This is a genomic window from Stenotrophomonas sp. C3(2023), from assembly GCF_032911385.1.
GTDB lineage: Bacteria > Pseudomonadota > Gammaproteobacteria > Xanthomonadales > Xanthomonadaceae > Stenotrophomonas.
On record NZ_JAWJLO010000001.1, the window covers coordinates 3,300,936 to 3,317,290 of the forward strand.

Sequence of the window (16,355 nt, forward strand, 5' to 3'; positions counted from 1 at the left end):
GTCAGTCTTCCAGCTTGCTCAGCAGATACTTCGGCTCGCCGATACGGGCGATGAGCTCCAGCTGGGTCTCCAGCCAATCAATGCGCTCTTCCTCGTCATCGAGGATCTTCACGAACAGCTGGCGGCTGACATAGTCGCTGACCGAATCAGCATGGGCCACGGCATCGCGCAGCAGCGCCACCGCGTTACGCTCCATGGCCAGGTCGCATTCCATGATCTCGGTGGGGTTCTCACCGATGCGCAGCTTGCCCAGCGCCTGGAAGTTCGGCAGCCCCTCGAGGAACAGGATGCGGTCGGACAGCGAGTCGGCATTCTTCATCGCGTCGATCGAAGCCTTGTACTTGTGCTCGTACAACTCCTTGATGCCCCAGTTCTTCAGCATCTTTGCATGCAGGAAATACTGGTTGATCGCGGTCAACTCATTGTAGAGCACCTTGTTGAGGAACTCGATGACCTTCGGCTCGCCTTTCATGGGAATACTCCTGCACACGGGAACGCGCGCAACTCTACCTGCTTCATCGCAGGCATGAAGGAACGCGAATCGTGCTCATTGCCCGGCACGGCGGGCCAGGCGTGTGTCGCAGGCGCTCAGGCAGCCTGCAGACCGAGTACCGGCAGCGGCAGGTCGTGGGTGTTCAGCGCCTTGGCCAGCAGATCACCGGCCATGTCCAGGCAGGAACCACAGGTGGCGCCGCAGCCGGTGCGCATGGTCAGCTCGGCCACCGTCGTGCAGCCAGTGCTGGCGGCTTCGCGGATCTGGTGGTCGGTGACTCCGTTGCAGATGCAGACGTACACGGCGGTATCGGCGTTGACGGGCCAGAAGCGGCCTGGGGCTATTTCAAAACAAACGAGAATGGTTGTCAATTAACAACCTGAATCATTCTCGCTATGGTTCATGCGCTCCCGATGGTCGTGTGCCGGTTCAGCTGTTGCCCGGATCTCCCTGGAGCTTCTTCGGCCAATAGCCGCGGCTGCGCAGCCGCTTGCGCGGGCGATCGTGGCCGGCGGTATGGCCCGGCATCCACGCCTCCTGCGCGCTCTTGGGCATGGTGGTCACGCCCTGCCCCGCGATGCCGCGCGCCAGCGGCGCGAGATGGCGCAGGGCGCGCGCGTACACGCCGCGCTTGAACATCACCACGTGCTCGACCGGGTACCAGAAGTCGACCCAGCGCCAGTGATCGAACTCCGGGCTGTCGGTATGGTCCAGTTTCACGTGCGACTCGTCGCCGGTCAGACGCAGCAGGAACCAGACCTGCTTCTGGCCGATGCAGACCTGGCGCTCATTGCGCCGCACGGCTCGCGCCGGCAGCTTGTAACGCAGCCAGCCGGGCGTGGCCCCAAGCACTTCCACATGCTCAGGCAGCAGCCCGGTTTCTTCCTGCAGTTCGCGATACATGGCCTCGACCGGGGTCTCGTCGGTGTTCATGCCACCCTGCGGGAACTGCCAGCCATCCCGGCGCACCCTGCGTGCCCAGAACACCTGCCCGTCCTGCCGCATCAGCACGATGCCGACGTTCGGTCGATAGCCGTCCGGATCGATCACGATGCGGACTCCTAGAAATCTACTGTCGAGGACTATCCCATGCCGCCTGTCGAGCCACAAGCGCGGTAATGAATATGCAGACGGGTGTTGACACGGCATCTGCACATGCGCAGAATAGCGGGCTCACCAAGGCTATGTAGCTCAGCCGGTTAGAGCACAGCACTCATAATGCTGGGGTCGGTGGTTCGAGTCCACCCATAGCCACCACATCACGCTTGGCTTTTGATGTGGAAAGTGAGAGAATAGCAACACGTTTTGCCCCGTCGCCAAGCGGTAAGGCACCTGACTCTGACTCAGGCATTCGGTGGTTCGAATCCATCCGGGGCAGCCAAATTAAAAGCAAAAGGCCAGATCGAAAGATCTGGCCTTTTGCTTTTTGATCCGGGAAAGCCGGGCAGAACCCCGCTCTACGCGAGCGCAACGTGCGCCGAACACCACCGCACCTTTGCACCACGCATCGGCCATGAACGACAAAAGCCCGGCCGAAGCCGGGCTTTTGCTTGTCCAACCAGCGGGATCCCGAAGAATCCCGGCCAGGCGCGATGGATCAGCGCTTGGAGAACTGGGTAGCGCGACGTGCCTTGTGCAGGCCGACCTTCTTACGCTCGACTTCACGGGCGTCACGGGTCATGAAGCCAGCCTTGCGCAGCTCGGACTTCAGGGTTTCGTCGTACTCGACCAGCGCACGGGCGATGCCCAGACGGATCGCACCGGCCTGGCCGGTGGTGCCGCCGCCAGCGGCGGTGACCAGGATGTCGAAGCTTTCGGTGTTCTTGGTCAGCTCGAGCGGCTGGCGCACGATCATGCGCGCGGTCTCACGACCGAAGAACTCGTCCAGCGGACGACCATTGACGGTGATGTTGCCCGAACCCTTGCGCAGGAACACGCGAGCGGTGGAGGACTTGCGGCGGCCAGTGCCGTAGTTTTGAGTGATAGCCATGATTAGATATCCAGAACCTGCGGCTGCTGTGCGGCGTGCGGATGCTCAGTGCCGGCGTAGACCTTGAGCTTGCGGTACATCTGGCGACCCAGCGGACCCTTCGGCAGCATGCCCTTGACCGCGATCTCGATCACGCGCTCCGGGTGGCGCTCCAGCGCCTGGGCCAGCGATTCGGTCTTCAGGTTACCGATGTAGCCGGTGAAACGGTGATACATCTTGTCCTGCAGCTTCTTGCCGGTGACGGCAATCTTTTCTGCATTGATGACGACCAGGTAGTCGCCGGTATCAACGTGCGGGGTGTAGACCGGCTTGTGCTTGCCGCGCAGACGGCGGGCCAGCTCGGTGGCGAGACGGCCCAGGGTCTTGCCCTCGGCGTCGACGAGGTACCAGTCGCGCTGGACGGTCTCGTTCTTTGCAGTGAAAGTGCTCATGAAGAACTCTTGGTAGGTCGGGCTCATTGCGGTGAAAGGACTCACCGGAACTCTGCCACGCGTTGTGAAAGGTAAAGCGCAAGAGGCGGGATTGTAATGAGCTTCGACCGTGGGCGCAAGCGCGGGGGCGGTGCGGGTTGGCAGTGGCGGCGCTGGCGGGCGAGAATCGGGGCTCCCGCCCCACCCGCTCCCACCATGACCGCGCTCCGCCAGACCACGCCGCTGGACCATCTGCTCACCGAGGCCCAACGCGCCCTGGACACGGTGTTCGGCAACCCGCCGGCCATGCGCCCCTACCCGGCCACCGACACCGACGAGCCGGGCATGGACACCGGCCAGCGCCGGCATGCGGCCGGGCTGATGCGCATCAACCATGTCGGCGAGGTCTGCGCGCAGGGCCTGTATTTCGGCCAGGCCGCCGTGGCCCGCGACCCAGCTACGCGCGCACATCTGCTGGAAGCAGCCCAGGAAGAGACCGATCATCTGGCCTGGTGTGCCACCCGGCTGGACGAACTCGACAGCCGCCCGAGCCTGTTCAACCCGGTCTGGTATGCCGGCAGCTATGCCATCGGCACGCTGGCCGGGCTGCGCGGCGACGGCTGGAATCTCGGCTTCGTGGTGGAGACCGAGCGCCAGGTGGAAGCCCACCTGGACGAACACCTGCAGACGTTGCCACCCGGCGACCTGCGCAGCCGTGCGGTGATCGAGGTGATGAAGGAAGACGAGGCACGCCACGCCGAGCATGCCGAGCATGCCGGTGCGCGGCGTCTGCCGTTCCCGATCCCCGGTGCGATGGCGCTGGCCTCCAAGGTGATGAAGACCATCGCCTACCGGCTGTAACACGGGGCACGCGGTGGGCGTGGCACACCGTGCCCGCCGCAGGCCGGACTCAGGTCGGGGAGACCAGCTTGAGGCCGATGACGCCGGCCACGATCAGCGCCACGCAGCTCAGCCGCGCCGGTGAGGCACTGTCATTGAACAGGAAGATGCCCAGCACCGAGACGCCGAGCGCGCCGATACCGGTCCACACCGCATAGGCGGTGCCCACCGGAATGTTCTTCATGGCCTGGCCCATCAGATACAGGCTGATCAAGGCCGAGATCACGGTGGCCAGAGTGGGCAGCGGCTTGCTGAAGCCGTCTGAATACTTCATGCCGATGGCAAAGCCGATTTCGAACAGACCGGCCAACAAGAGGTAGATCCAGGGCATAGAGACTCCTTTACTTTTTTGAACAAAAACGAAACGACCCGGTGTTTTCACACCGGGCCGTTGATCGGTCACTCATCGTGGAACCCTTATTTGCGCAAGGCAGGTTCCACGCGGCGGGACGTCCCGCCTTGTTGAACGCAGCGCGGTGGGCGCTGCGGGTGCATCACTCGGACAGGTTGCGCCCGTGGAACAGCTCTTCGATCTCGCGCTTGAGCAGCGCTTCGATCTTCATGCGTTCCTTGAACGAGATGTTCCGCGCCTTCTCTTCGAACAGGTACTGGTCCAGGTCGAAGTCCTGCAGGTGCATCTTCGTGTGGAAGATGTTTTCCTGATAGACGTTGACGTCGAGCATCTCGTAACGGGACTTGATGTTCTTGGCCAGGAAATTCTGGATCGAGTTGATCTTGTGGTCGATGTAGTGCTTCTTGCCCTTCACGTCGCGGGTGAAGCCGCGCACGCGGTAGTCCATGATCACGATGTCCGATTCCAGACTTTCGATCAGGTAGTTCAGGGCCTTCAGCGGCGAAATAACGCCACAGGTCGCCACATCGATGTCGGCGCGGAAGGTGGCGATGCCTTCCTGCGGGTGCGTTTCCGGATAGGTGTGCACGGTGATGTGCGACTTGTCCATGTGCGCGACCACGGCGTCGGAGATCAGCTCCTTGCCGGCCTGCTTCTTGTCGATCACCGGCTCTTCGGAGATCAGGATCGTCACCGAGGCGCCCTGCGGGTCATAGTCCTGGCGCGCGACGTTCAGAATGTTCGCACCGATGATCTCGGCCACGTCCGTGAGAATCTGAGTCAGCCTGTCGGCGTTGTACTCTTCATCGATGTATTCGATGTAACGCTGGCGCTCCTCTTCGGTGCGGGCGTAACACACGTCATAGATGTTGAAGCTCAGCGCCTTGGTGAGGTTGTTGAAACCTTGCAACCTCAGGCGAGGCAACGGCTTGACCACGGCGGTCGATCCTGTGTGAGAAGGGAAAGGAACAATTATGGGGCAAATGGCCCCCGGGGGGAATGTGAAGGGCTTGCCGCTTCTGGCATGCTGTTTGCTCTTAACATTTATGCTCCGCTAAGCTCGCTTGCACATCTCAGTGAATCCGTTCATGCGCAAAGGGAGCGCCACCATCGTGTCAACCGTGCGCCTTGCTACCAGTCCACTGGCTTTGGACATTGCCACCATCGAACGCTTCCTGGCCCACAGCCACCGGCGTCGATACCCTGCCCGCACTGATGTTTTCCGGCCGGGCGATCCGGCGGGCACCCTCTACTATGTGATCAGCGGCTCGGTTTCGATCATCGCCGAGGAAGATGAAGAGCGCGAACTGGTGCTGGGTTACTTTGGCACCGGCGAGTTCGTCGGCGAGATGGGCCTGTTCGTGGAATCCGAACGTCGTGAAGTGATCCTCCGCACGCGAACCGCCTGCGAACTGGCAGAGATCAGCTACGAACGCCTGCATCAGTTGTTCACCTCCGCGCTGGCCGAGGACGCGCCACGTCTGCTGTATGCGCTGGGCCAGCAGATCTCCAAGCGCCTGCTCGATACCAGCCGCAAGGCCAGCCGCCTCGCCTTCCTGGATGTCACCGACCGCATCATGCGGACCCTGCACGACCTGACCACCGAGCCGGAGGCGATGAGCCACCCGCAGGGCAGCCAGCTGCGTGTTTCGCGCCAGGAACTGGCCCGTCTGGTCGGTTGTTCACGCGAAATGGCCGGACGCGTGTTGAAGAAGCTGCAGACCGACGGGCAGCTGCATGCCCGTGGCAAGACCATCGTGGTCTACGGGACCCGATGACGAAGCATCTGCGCCCCGCCACGCGGGGCGCGAGGCGCCGCGCCAACGCCGCGTCGCGCACTGCTCTCCCCGTCATCACAGTCAACGGCTAGTCTTGGCCGATGGAACTTGGCAGCGACTTCTGGTGGTTCATCCTGATCGGCCTCGGCGCGCAGCTGGTCGACGGCGCGCTGGGCATGGCCTTTGGCCTGGTCTCCTCTTCGGTGATGCTGAGCATGGGCATCCCACCTGCACAGGTGAGTGCCAGCGTGCACACCGCCGAGGTCTTCACCACGGGTGCCTCCGGCATTTCCCATATGGCAGCGGGCAACGTGGACAGGCGACTGTTCATGCGTCTGGCCATTCCCGGTGCGATCGGCGGGGCGGTCGGCGCATATGGCCTGACCCAGCTGCCCGGGGACGTCATCCGGCCATTGATCTATTTGTATCTGCTTGTTCTGGCGATAGTTATTTTGTTGCGTGCAGCCGGTCGCCTGCTTCCCAAAGGTGACATCCAGCGCGTGCCGGTGCTTGGCTTTTTCGCCGGGCTGCTGGACGCCACCGGTGGCGGTGGCTGGGGTCCGGTGGCCACCTCGACCCTGCTTGCGCGCGGCGGTCAGGCACGGATGACGATCGGCACCGTCAATGCTGCAGAGTTCGTGGTGACGGTGACCGTCTCGGCCACGTTCCTGCTGTCAATGGGCCTGCATCACCTGCAGATCGTGGCCGGCCTGCTGGTGGGCGGCATGATGGCCGCCCCGCTGGCCGCCCTGCTGGTGAAGCGGGTCAAGGAGCGCTGGGTGCTGATCGCGGTCGGCGTGCTGGTGCTGGGGATCAGCCTCTACCAGGTCGGCAGTGCTGCCTACGCCTGGTTGACCCCGTAGAGCGCGGCTCCGCCCCGTTGCGTCAGGGCGAGAGCGTGACGACCAACGGTCGTCACCTACCAAAGGCAGTAGTCGTCACGCACCGTCGCCGCCGCGGTCGACACAGCCCCAGTTGAGGATGCGGGTGCCCGCCGGCAGCACGCGGCGGAAGAACTCCACGCGGTTGCGCTTGGGATTGACCACCACCGGGGCTTTTGCTGCCAGCAGCAGCGGCAGGTCGGCGGTGCTGTCCGAATAGGCGATGTCGATGTCACCGTAGCCGCGCTCGCGCAGCATGCGCATCTTTTCTTCGTTGTGGCAGTGCCGCGTGGGGCCTACGCCGCCCAGCCGCGGTCCGACCTCGGTGCCGATCACCGGCACGTCCTGGTGTGCGACGAAGGCCAGAATCGCCCGCGCCAGCTCCGGCGGTGCGCCGGTCGCCACCACCACGCGGTCACCTTTGGCACGGTGCGCAGCGAACACCTCCAGCGCCTGCGGCAGCAGCTTGGCGCGCATCTGCGCCTCGTTGCGGATCACGTAGGCATCGATCACACGATTGAACTCGCGCGCACGGTGCAGACCGAAGCTGCCGATCCACACATAGATCGAGATGCCGGTACGACGCGTGGGAAGCATGGCCACCAGCGGGCCGGCAACCGGCGTGACCAGCAGCGCGGCCAGCATGCGCAGCGGGTTGCGCTTGATCAGCGAGGCGAACAGGTGGGTACCCGAATCACCGTCGTACAGGGTGTGGTCGAAGTCGAAAACCACCAGGGGCGCATCGTCGCGCGGCGTCGGGTACACAGTCGTCATGCAGCAAAGAATAGCTGACGCAGGCCCTCGCCCGGCTCTTCCACGCGCATGAACGCTTCACCGACCAGGAAGGCGTTGACCCCGGCATCGCGCATCAGGCCGACATCCTGCGGCCCGAGGATGCCGCTTTCGGTGACCAGCAGGCGGTCACGCGGCACGGCGCTGCGCATGTCCAGCGTGGTCTGCAGCGAGACCTCGAAGGTGCGCAGGTTGCGGTTGTTGATGCCGATCAGCGGCACCGGCACCTGCAGCGCGCGTTCCAGTTCATCGATGTCGTGCACTTCCACCAGCACATCCATGCCCAGTTCCATCGCCAGGTTGGCCAGCGTCACCAGCTGGTTGTCATCCAGCGCGGCAACGATCAGCAGGATGCAGTCCGCACCCAGCACGCGCGCTTCGTACACCTGGTAGGCGTCGATGACGAAATCCTTGCGCAGCACCGGCAGCGTGCAGGCCTCGCGTGCCTGCTGCAGGTAGGCGTCGGCGCCCTGGAAGAAGTCCACGTCGGTCAGCACCGAAAGGCAGCTGGCACCACCGAACTCATAACTCACCGCGATGTCGGCGGGATGGAAGTCGGCGCGGATCACACCCTTGGACGGGCTGGCCTTCTTCACCTCGGCAATCACGGCCGGGTCGCCGTTGGCGATGGCCGCATGCAGCGCCCGTGCAAAGCCCCGCACCGGCGGCGCGGTTGCCAGTTGCTGCTGCAGCGCGGCCAGCGGTACCACGGCGCTGCGCTGGGCCACTTCTTCGGCCTTGCGGGCCAGGATGGTCTGCAGGATGTCGCTCATCAGGATCGTGCTTCCAGGGGGAAGGCCAGTATCGGCCAACATGGGTGGAGGGACTGCAGCGGGCTTCAGACCAGCGCGGGCTCGGCGCGGGTGGCCTGCACGAACTGCTGCAGGCGGGCGGCCGCACTGCCGTCGGCCAGGGCAGCGCGTGCGCGCGCCAGGCCGTCGGCGATGTCGCTGGCCACGCCGGCCACGTACAGCGCCGCGCCGGCGTTGAGCGCCACGATGTCATGCGCTGGTCCGGGCTGGTTGTCCAGCACCGCGCGCAGCATGGCGATGGACTGCTCGGGCCCCTCGACGCGCAGGTTGCGGCTGGCGGACATGGCGATGCCGAAGTCTTCCGGATGGATCTCGTACTCGCGCACCTTGCCGCCGCGCAGCTCACCGACCAGGGTGCCGGCACCCAGCGAGATCTCGTCCATGTTGTCGCGGCCCCACACCACCAGCGCCCGCTCGGTGCCCAGTTCGCGCAGCACACGGGCCTGGATGCCGACCAGATCGGCATGGAACACGCCCATCAGCACCGAGGGTGCGCTGGCCGGATTGGTCAGCGGGCCGAGAATGTTGAAGATGGTGCGCACGCCCATCTCGCGGCGTACCGGGGCCACCACCTTCATCGAGGGGTGGTGGATCGGCGCGAACATGAAGCCCACGCCGGTGGCGTCGATGATCCGCGCCACCTGCTCGGGCTGCAGCTCGATCGCCGCGCCCAGCGCTTCCACCGCATCGGCACTGCCGCTCTTGGACGACACGCTGCGGTTGCCGTGCTTGGCCACGCGCGCACCGGCGGCGGCGGCAACGAACATCGCGCAGGTGGAGATGTTGAAGGTATGCGAGCCATCACCGCCGGTGCCGACGATATCGACCAGATGACGGCGGTCGGCCACAGGAACCGCACGCGCGAACTCACGCATCACGGTAGCCGCGGCGGCGATCTCATCGACCGTTTCCTTCTTGACCCGCAGGCCGGTGAGGATGGCGGCGGTCATCGCGGTGGAGACCTCGCCGCGCATGATCTGGCGCATCAGGTCGACCATCTCGTCGAAGAAGATCTCGCGATGCTCGATGGTGCGTTGCAGGGCTTCCTGGGGGGAGAAGCTCATCGAAGGACTCCTTGGCTCAGGCAGCGGGGCGCTGCAGGAAATTGCGCAGCAGCGCGTGGCCGTGCTCGGTGAGGATCGACTCGGGATGGAACTGCACGCCTTCCACCGGATGCTCGCGGTGGCGCAGGCCCATGACCTCTTCCACCGAACCGTCGTCATTCTCGGTCCAGGCGGTTACTTCCAGACAGTCCGGCAGGCTGTTCTTGTCCACCACCAGCGAGTGGTAGCGCGTGGCCTGGTAACGGTCCGGCAACCCGGCGAACACGCCCTTGCCCTCGTGCCGGATCGGCGAGGTCTTGCCGTGCATGATGTTGCCGGCGCGGATGACCGTGCCGCCGTACACCTGGCCAATGCCCTGATGGCCCAGGCAGACGCCGAGGATCGGCGTGGTCGGGCCCAGCCGCTCGATCAGCGCCAGCGACACGCCCGCTTCGTTGGGCGTGCACGGGCCGGGCGAGATGACGATGCGTCCGGGCCGCTGCGCGGCAATCTCGTCCACGCTCATCGCATCGTTGCGCACCACCTTGACCTCGGCACCCAGCGTCTGCAGGTACTGCACGAGGTTGTAGGTGAAGCTGTCGTAGTTGTCGATCATCCACAACATGGATCAGGTTCCGTCACTTGAGGGTTGGCCTGCACCAGCACGATGCAGGCGAGCGCGGCGCGCGCGCAGTCACGCCGCGCGCCGGGAGAACTACAGGCCCTTGGCCGCCTGGGCCACGGCGCGGAACAGCGCGCGGCCCTTGTTCATCGTCTCGTCCCATTCTTTCTCCGGGTCCGAGTCGTAGACGATGCCGGCACCGGCCTGCACGTGCAGGCGGCCCTCCTTGATCACGGCGGTACGGATCGCGATCGCGGTATCGGCATCGCCGTGCCAGCCGATGTAGCCGATGCTGCCGGCGTAGACATTGCGCTTGATCGGCTCCAGTTCGCGGATCACTTCCAGCGCGCGGATCTTCGGTGCGCCGCTGACGGTGCCGGCCGGGAACGTGGCCCGCAGCACATCGGCGTAGCTCAGCCCGGGCTGCAGCCGGCCGGTCACCTCACTGACGATGTGCATGACATGGCTGTAACGCTCGATGACGAACTGTTCACCCACCTCCACCGTGCCAGCCTGCGACACCCGGCCTGCATCGTTGCGGCCCAGGTCGATCAGCATCAGGTGCTCGGCGCGCTCCTTGGGGTCGGCCAGCAGCTCGGCTTCCAGCGCCTGGTCCTGCTCGGGCGTGGCACCGCGTGGGCGGGTGCCGGCAATCGGGCGCACGGTGACCTCACCCACGCCGTCATCGGTATGTTGCAGCCGTACCAGGATTTCCGGCGACGAGCCGACCACCTGCATGTCGCCCACATCGAGAAAATACATGTAGGGGGAGGGATTCAACGCCCGCAGCGCGCGGTAGACGTCCACCGGGCGGGCCTTGAACGGCACGCTCAGGCGCTGGCTCAGCACCACCTGGAAGATGTCACCGGAACGGATGTATTCCTTGCTGCGCTGGACCGCATCGATGAAGCCGTCATGGGTGAAGCCGGAGACGAAATCACCCTCGTCCAGCACATCGCTGGACAGCGGCGCCGGGTAGCCCGCGCCCGGCGCGCGCAGCTTGGCCACCAGCGCATCCAGGCGGCCCTGCGCTTCGTCCCAGGCACCGGGCTGACGCGGGTCGACATGCACGATCAGGTACAGCCGGCCCTTGAGGTTGTCGAACACTGCCAGCTCTTCGGACTGCATCAGCAGGATGTCCGGCGTGCCCAGCTCGTCACGCCCGGCCGGCGGCGCCAGCCTCGGCTCGATGTAGCCGATGCACTCAAAGCCGAACCACCCGACCAGTCCGCCGGTGAAACCCGGCAGGCCGTCGAGCCTGGGTACCGAGTGCGCGCTGCGCAGCGCTTCGACCTCGGCGAAGGGGTCGGCAACCTCGCGCTGTTCGATCAGCACGCCCTGCTCGCGCACGCTCAACGTATGGCCATGGAAGGCATACACCCGGCGCGCCGGCAGGCCGATGATGGAGTAGCGCCCGAAGCGCTCGCCACCTTCGACGGATTCAAACAGATAGGTGTGCGGGCCGTCGGCGAGCTTCAGGTAGACCGACAGCGGCGTGTCCAGGTCGGACAGCACTTCGCGGACGACGGGGATGCGGGTGTGGCCTTCAGCGGCCTGCTGCTGGAACTGAGCGAGCGAATTCAAGACGACTTTCCTTCCGGGACACAGCGTTATGGGGGCGGACGACGGCAACGGGCCACCATCGCCACCAACGGTGTGCGGAAGAAAGGGTATGCGGGGTCGTCAGGCTGGACACGCTCGGACTGTAGCGCAGGTTCGAGCGCAGGGAAACCCCGCGCCGGGTCCTCTCAGGCCAGCAGCGGCGAGCCCAACGGCAGATGCATGCGCACCCGGCCGGCGATGCAGTCGACGCGGAAGTGGCGGGCCTTGCGCGGTTCACCGTCGAGGTTGAGGGTCAGTGGCTCCGCGCTGACGATCTCCACCCAGGGCAGGCGCGCCCGGGTGGCGACCCGTTCCAGCACCGCTTCGCGGCCGCCCTTGATCAGCTCGCCCAGCGCCCCGGTCACCTCGCCCTCCAGCTCGGGAATGATCGTCAGCTCGAGCTGACCGTCGTCCACCCTGGCCTGCGGGCACAGCACCTGGCCGCCACCGGCCTGGCAGCCATTGCCCACACCCAGTGCGATGAAGCCGCCTTCCCAGGTGAAGTCGGGGCCCTGCACGCGTGCCGGCAGCGGCTCGATACGGCCGAGGCGGGAGATGCCGGTGATCACGTAGGCCAGGCCACCGAGCATCTTTTTCAGACCTTCGTCGGTTTCGACGGTGACCTCGGTCCCGAAACCGCCACTGGCGAGGTTCGCGCACCAGGCCACATCGCCGTCGGCGTCGATGCGCAGCAGGTCGATGGGACGGGCCTGCACCTGACCGACCAGCGCCAACGCCGCCTCCGGTTCATCGGGGATGCCAGCGGCAGTGGCAAAGTCGTTGGCGGTTCCCAGCGGTACCAGTGCCAGCGCCGGCAGCGCCGCCGCAGGCTGTTCGCGACGCGCCAGCGTGGCGGCCACGGCACTCAGCGTGCCATCGCCGCCACCGGCGACGATCACCTGCACGCCATGCTCGATCGCCTCGGCGACGTAGCGCTCGGCGTCCCCGTCTTCCCAGGTCACTCTGACATCCAGCCGCACCCCGCGCGTGCGGCAGGCGGCCACGGCCTCGCGCACATCGTCACGACCGGCGGATTTGCCGTTGAGAATCAGGCACCAGTGGGGCGTGGTCATGAGCCGCTCGCTGCAGGGAGTGGCACAGGCTAGGCAGCGGCGCGTTTCGGGGCAGTGAATGTGGGAAAAGCGCATGCAGGGGGTGACGCGCCTCGGCCGTCACCGCCTTGCCTGCCGTGCTGCGCGCTCGCCGGACATGGCGTCACGGGCGGGCGGCGAACTCCCGGAGCGCCTGGCCTTCGAGCCGGTACACCGTCCATTCGTCCTGGGGCTTGGCGCCTGCGGCGGTATAGAACGCGATCGCCGGTGTGTTCCAGTCCAGCACCGACCATTCAAAGCGACCGCAACCCTCCGCAACCGCCTGTCGCGCCAGATGCTGCAGCAGCGCCTTGCCGGCGCCCTGCCCACGTTGCTGCGGGCTTACATACAGATCCTCCAGGTAGATGCCCTTGCGGCCCAGCCAGGTGGAATAGTTGTAGAAGTACACCGCATAGCCGACCGCCTCGCCGTCGGCCTCGCAGATCAGCGCGCGGGCGCTTGCCCCTGCCCCGAACAGGCTTTCGGCGATGCCCGCCTCATCGGTCTGCACCGCGCTCTCGGCTTTTTCGTAGATCGCCAGTTCGCGGATCATCCGCAGGATCACGCCGGCGTCGGCCGCGGTAGCCGGACGGATGTCCAGCGCGGCCACCGTGCCCACGGCTCAGCCCCGCGCCGCAGCGACGTTGGCGCGCATCTGCGCGATCACGTCCTGGTAGGAGGTTTTGGCGTTGAAGATGGCCGAACCGGCGACAAACACATCCGCACCTGCCGCAGCGATCTGGCCGATGTTGTCCGCCTTCACCCCGCCATCGATTTCCAGGCGGATGTCCTTGCCACTGGCATCGATCTTCTGCCGCACAAGGCGCAGCTTGTCCAGCGCCGAGGGAATGAAGGCCTGGCCGCCAAAGCCCGGATTGACCGACATCAGCAGCACCAGGTCGAGGTCGTCGAGCACCCAGTCCAGCACGTCCACCGGCGTACCCGGGTTGAGCACCAGACCCGGCCTGCAGCCCAGCGAGCGGATCAGCTGGATGGTGCGGTGCGGATGGCGGCTGGCTTCGGGGTGGAAGCTGATATAGGTCGCGCCGGCCTCGGCGAAGTCCGGGATGATGCGATCCACCGGCTCGACCATCAGGTGCACATCGATCGGGGCGGTCACGCCGTGCTTGCGCAGGGCCTGGCAGACCATCGGGCCGATGGTCAGGTTCGGCACGTAATGGTTGTCCATCACGTCGAAGTGCACCCAGTCGGCACCGGCGGCGAGAACGCTATCGACCTCTTCGCCGAGGCGGGCGAAGTCGGCGGACAGGATGGACGGGGCGATGAGGCAGTGGGACATGGCCAGGGCCTTGGAAACGAAGGGAAAGGGGCGGTCGGGTCAGCGCCTGCGCAGCGTCTTGATCCGGTGGTAGGCGGCGTTGACCCGGCGGCTCCGGGTCTCGGCCTGCTGGCGCAGCTCGGGGGCAGCACCGACCAGCTTGTCCGGGTGGTACTGCGACATCAGGCGACGGTAGGCCAGGTCGACCTCCGCATCGGTGGCCTCGGAGGTCAGCCCCAGCTCCCGGTACGGGTTTTCCTTGTTCAGGCGGAACCAGTCGGCATCGAACGCATGCCCCAGCAGCAGGCCCAATACCGCGCCAAACAGCGGATTGGGCCTGAACAGCAGGGCCCCGGCGATGAAACCCAGCAGTTTTCCGTACCAGCGCATGGCGTTCCGGGCAGGTCGCAACAAAAGGATGTCCATTTTACGTCACAGCCGACCTGTACGGCTTTACACTAGGCCGCCCGCTGACCAGTCGCGGGCCCACCGGGTCCGCTGGGCAGCCGTATCAACGAAGCCCCAGGAGTGCCCGTGCCAACCACGCTGTTGCAATCCGATCTCCCCGGCCTGCCCTTGCGCCACCGCGGCAAGGTGCGTGACGTCTTCGATATTCCGCGCGAGCGCCTGCCCGCCGACACGCCTGCCGGGGATTACCTGCTGATGGTCGCCACCGACCGCCTGTCGGCGTTCGACGTGGTGCTGCCCGACCCGATTCCCGGCAAGGGCGAGATGCTGTGCCAGGTCTCCAATTTCTGGTTCGCCAAGACCGCGCACCTGATGCCCAACCACCTCACCGGCATCGACGTGGCCAGCGTGCTGCCCGAGGGCGTGGATGCGGCGCTGTACGCAAAGCGCGCGGTGGTCACCCGCAAGCTGAAGCCGGTGCCGGTGGAGGCCATCGCCCGCGGCTACCTGATCGGCAGCGGCTGGAAGGACTACCAGCGCACTGGCAAGGTCAGCGGCATCGAGCTGCCCGACGGCCTGCGCCAGGCCGAGCAGCTGCCCGAGCCCATCTTCACCCCCTCGACCAAGGCCGCCGTCGGCGACCACGACGAGAACATCGACTTCGACGCGATGGTCAAGGCGGTCGGCGCGGAACTGGCCGAGCGGGTGCGCGATGCCACCCTGCGCATCTACAAGTTCGCCGCCGATTACGCGCGCGAGCGCGGCATCATCCTGGCCGACACCAAGTTCGAGTTCGGCACCGACGCCGATGGCCGTCTGTACATCATGGACGAGATGCTGACGCCGGACTCCTCGCGCTACTGGCCGGCCGACCAGTACGAGGTGGGCACCAGCCCGCCGAGCTACGACAAGCAGTTCGTGCGCGATTACCTGGAGACGCTGGACTGGGGCAAGACCGCGCCCGGCCCGAGCATCCCCGCCGAGGTGATCGAGCGCACCCGCGCCAAGTACGCCGAGGCGCTGCAGCGCCTGGCCGGCATCAGCGTCGACTGATCCGCAACGCCCCGGGCCACCCGCCCGGGGCGACACCGCATCTGGCACGATGCACGGGATGGCATCCCAGGAGTCTGCATGTCCCGTCCCCTTCCCTCCGCGCGGCCGGTCGACCGCTACTTCGCCAGCTATGCCGACGACCATCAGAACCCGCTCAACCAGCAGATCCACCTGGTCGCGGTGCCGGCCATCCTGTGGTCGGTGGTGGCCCTGCTGTGGTGCCTGCCGCCGCTGATCACCTGGTTCCAGAACGGCATCTGGGCCGGCCTGGCGATGTTCGCCGCCTGGTCCTGGTACAACCGTCTGTCGCGCCCGCTGGGCCTGGGCATGCTGGCCGTGTTCTTCGTCTTCGGCTGCAGCTGCCGCCTGCTGGAAGCACGCATCGGCCTGGGCAACCTGGCCTGGCTGGCCGTGGCCGTGTTCGTCGTGGCGTGGGTGGCGCAGTTCGTCGGGCACCGCGCCGAAGGGCGCAGGCCGAGCTTCCTCACCGACCTGACCTACCTGCTGATCGGCCCGGCATGGGTGCTGGCCAAGCTCTACCGGCGCTTCGACTGGCGCTGGTAAGCGGTTTGCTGAACGAGCGAGCTGACGTTTCCGGCGCGTGGCGCTCTCATCCGGTCCGTACGGGCGGCCCGATCAGGGCGGTCCCGGTCCTCGCTCCATCCCGTTGCAGCCTTTGCCGTACGGGCGATCAGACAGAAAGCGACACCTCTTCTGCCACTTCCGGCAAGCCCCCGGCCGCCGCGCGGCGGCGCATCACGCGCCGCCCGAAAAAGTGAATGAGCGCACGTTCAATGCAATTGAACGTCAGTTCGTGGGTATCGACGGCAAATGTCACCCTGTTATGCT

The 16,355-nt window shown here is 65.7% G+C and carries 22 protein-coding genes and 2 tRNA genes; 7 read left to right on the plus strand and 17 right to left on the minus strand.

Annotation, left to right across the window (positions count from 1 at the left end; genetic code table 11):
* Window position 1: 1 nt before the first annotated feature.
* The 3 genes from bfr to RZA67_RS14590 all read right to left on the minus strand — a co-directional run bounded on the left by bfr (window position 2) and on the right by RZA67_RS14590 (window position 1,543).
* Window positions 2-472: a bacterioferritin gene (bfr, locus tag RZA67_RS14580; RefSeq protein ID WP_317213448.1), complete on the minus strand. Its 471-nt coding sequence runs from the start codon at window positions 470-472 to the stop codon at window positions 2-4.
* A gap of 116 nt (window positions 473-588) precedes the next feature.
* On the minus strand, window positions 589-795 hold the full coding sequence (locus RZA67_RS14585; RefSeq protein WP_317213449.1) for a (2Fe-2S)-binding protein: 207 nt from the start codon (window positions 793-795) through the stop codon (window positions 589-591).
* A gap of 127 nt (window positions 796-922) precedes the next feature.
* Window positions 923-1,543, minus strand: a complete 621-nt coding sequence (locus RZA67_RS14590; RefSeq protein WP_317213450.1) for an RNA pyrophosphohydrolase — start codon at window positions 1,541-1,543, stop codon at window positions 923-925.
* Window positions 1,544-1,673: 130 nt separating this feature from the next.
* Between RZA67_RS14590 and RZA67_RS14595 the strand changes: the two genes are divergently transcribed.
* Both RZA67_RS14595 and RZA67_RS14600 read left to right on the plus strand, forming a co-directional pair.
* A tRNA-Met gene (locus RZA67_RS14595) sits at window positions 1,674-1,750 on the plus strand.
* Window positions 1,751-1,799: 49 nt separating this feature from the next.
* A tRNA-Gln gene (locus tag RZA67_RS14600) sits at window positions 1,800-1,874 on the plus strand.
* Between the two features lie 216 nt (window positions 1,875-2,090).
* Here the strand turns inward: RZA67_RS14600 and rpsI are convergent.
* Window positions 2,091-2,483: a 30S ribosomal protein S9 gene (gene rpsI / locus RZA67_RS14605; protein ID WP_005411311.1), complete on the minus strand. Its 393-nt coding sequence runs from the start codon at window positions 2,481-2,483 to the stop codon at window positions 2,091-2,093.
* A 2-nt stretch (window positions 2,484-2,485) separates the two neighbouring features.
* On the minus strand, window positions 2,486-2,914 hold the full coding sequence (gene rplM / locus RZA67_RS14610; protein WP_005414692.1) for a 50S ribosomal protein L13: 429 nt from the start codon (window positions 2,912-2,914) through the stop codon (window positions 2,486-2,488).
* Between the two features lie 195 nt (window positions 2,915-3,109).
* Here rplM and coq7 point away from each other — a divergent pair, with 195 nt between their 5' ends.
* Complete coding sequence (gene coq7 / locus RZA67_RS14615; protein WP_317213451.1) at window positions 3,110-3,754, plus strand: 2-polyprenyl-3-methyl-6-methoxy-1,4-benzoquinone monooxygenase; 645 nt, start codon at window positions 3,110-3,112, stop codon at window positions 3,752-3,754.
* A gap of 49 nt (window positions 3,755-3,803) precedes the next feature.
* Here coq7 and RZA67_RS14620 read toward each other — a convergent pair whose 3' ends face one another.
* Window positions 3,804-4,124, minus strand: coding sequence for a multidrug efflux SMR transporter (locus tag RZA67_RS14620; protein WP_317213452.1), 321 nt, complete (start codon window positions 4,122-4,124; stop codon window positions 3,804-3,806).
* A gap of 163 nt (window positions 4,125-4,287) precedes the next feature.
* Complete coding sequence (speD, locus tag RZA67_RS14625) at window positions 4,288-5,082, minus strand: adenosylmethionine decarboxylase (RefSeq protein ID WP_317213453.1); 795 nt, start codon at window positions 5,080-5,082, stop codon at window positions 4,288-4,290.
* A 151-nt stretch (window positions 5,083-5,233) separates the two neighbouring features.
* Between speD and crp the strand changes: the two genes are divergently transcribed.
* Window positions 5,234-5,923 carry a cAMP-activated global transcriptional regulator CRP gene (gene crp, locus RZA67_RS14630; protein ID WP_317213454.1) on the plus strand — a complete coding sequence of 230 codons (690 nt, stop codon included), beginning with the start codon at window positions 5,234-5,236 and terminating at the stop codon, window positions 5,921-5,923.
* 101 nt (window positions 5,924-6,024) lie between these two features.
* Window positions 6,025-6,786: a sulfite exporter TauE/SafE family protein gene (locus tag RZA67_RS14635; RefSeq protein ID WP_317213455.1), complete on the plus strand. Its 762-nt coding sequence runs from the start codon at window positions 6,025-6,027 to the stop codon at window positions 6,784-6,786.
* 75 nt (window positions 6,787-6,861) lie between these two features.
* On the opposite strand, the gene RZA67_RS14640 is transcribed toward RZA67_RS14635, so the two are convergent.
* The 9 genes from RZA67_RS14640 to RZA67_RS14680 form a co-directional block, all read right to left on the minus strand.
* A complete protein-coding gene (locus tag RZA67_RS14640; protein WP_317213456.1) occupies window positions 6,862-7,578 on the minus strand; it encodes a haloacid dehalogenase-like hydrolase in 717 nt (238 codons plus the stop codon).
* Window positions 7,575-8,369, minus strand: coding sequence for an indole-3-glycerol phosphate synthase TrpC (gene trpC, locus RZA67_RS14645; RefSeq protein ID WP_317213457.1), 795 nt, complete (start codon window positions 8,367-8,369; stop codon window positions 7,575-7,577). Before trpC ends, RZA67_RS14640 begins: the two co-directional genes overlap by 4 nt.
* Window positions 8,370-8,434: 65 nt before the next feature.
* Window positions 8,435-9,472, minus strand: coding sequence for an anthranilate phosphoribosyltransferase (gene trpD / locus RZA67_RS14650; protein WP_317213458.1), 1,038 nt, complete (start codon window positions 9,470-9,472; stop codon window positions 8,435-8,437).
* Window positions 9,473-9,488: 16 nt separating this feature from the next.
* Window positions 9,489-10,076, minus strand: a complete 588-nt coding sequence (locus RZA67_RS14655; RefSeq protein ID WP_317213459.1) for an aminodeoxychorismate/anthranilate synthase component II — start codon at window positions 10,074-10,076, stop codon at window positions 9,489-9,491.
* 90 nt (window positions 10,077-10,166) lie between these two features.
* Window positions 10,167-11,657: an anthranilate synthase component I gene (trpE, locus tag RZA67_RS14660; RefSeq protein WP_317213460.1), complete on the minus strand. Its 1,491-nt coding sequence runs from the start codon at window positions 11,655-11,657 to the stop codon at window positions 10,167-10,169.
* A gap of 164 nt (window positions 11,658-11,821) precedes the next feature.
* Window positions 11,822-12,748, minus strand: a complete 927-nt coding sequence (gene yegS, locus RZA67_RS14665; protein WP_317213461.1) for a lipid kinase YegS — start codon at window positions 12,746-12,748, stop codon at window positions 11,822-11,824.
* A gap of 142 nt (window positions 12,749-12,890) precedes the next feature.
* Complete coding sequence (locus tag RZA67_RS14670) at window positions 12,891-13,376, minus strand: GNAT family N-acetyltransferase (protein ID WP_317214029.1); 486 nt, start codon at window positions 13,374-13,376, stop codon at window positions 12,891-12,893.
* A gap of 12 nt (window positions 13,377-13,388) precedes the next feature.
* Entirely contained in the window at window positions 13,389-14,066 is a 678-nt protein-coding gene (gene rpe, locus RZA67_RS14675) for a ribulose-phosphate 3-epimerase (RefSeq protein WP_317213462.1), read from the minus strand.
* Window positions 14,067-14,105: 39 nt separating this feature from the next.
* Window positions 14,106-14,435, minus strand: a complete 330-nt coding sequence (locus tag RZA67_RS14680; RefSeq protein WP_317213463.1) for a DnaJ domain-containing protein — start codon at window positions 14,433-14,435, stop codon at window positions 14,106-14,108.
* Between the two features lie 144 nt (window positions 14,436-14,579).
* Here RZA67_RS14680 and RZA67_RS14685 point away from each other — a divergent pair, with 144 nt between their 5' ends.
* A complete protein-coding gene (locus RZA67_RS14685; protein WP_317213464.1) occupies window positions 14,580-15,506 on the plus strand; it encodes a phosphoribosylaminoimidazolesuccinocarboxamide synthase in 927 nt (308 codons plus the stop codon).
* 78 nt (window positions 15,507-15,584) lie between these two features.
* Window positions 15,585-16,070: an Mpo1-like protein gene (locus tag RZA67_RS14690; RefSeq protein WP_317213465.1), complete on the plus strand. Its 486-nt coding sequence runs from the start codon at window positions 15,585-15,587 to the stop codon at window positions 16,068-16,070.
* 127 nt (window positions 16,071-16,197) lie between these two features.
* On the opposite strand, the gene RZA67_RS14695 is transcribed toward RZA67_RS14690, so the two are convergent.
* Entirely contained in the window at window positions 16,198-16,344 is a 147-nt protein-coding gene (locus RZA67_RS14695) for a hypothetical protein (protein ID WP_317213467.1), read from the minus strand.
* Between the last annotated feature and the right edge of the window lie 11 nt (window positions 16,345-16,355).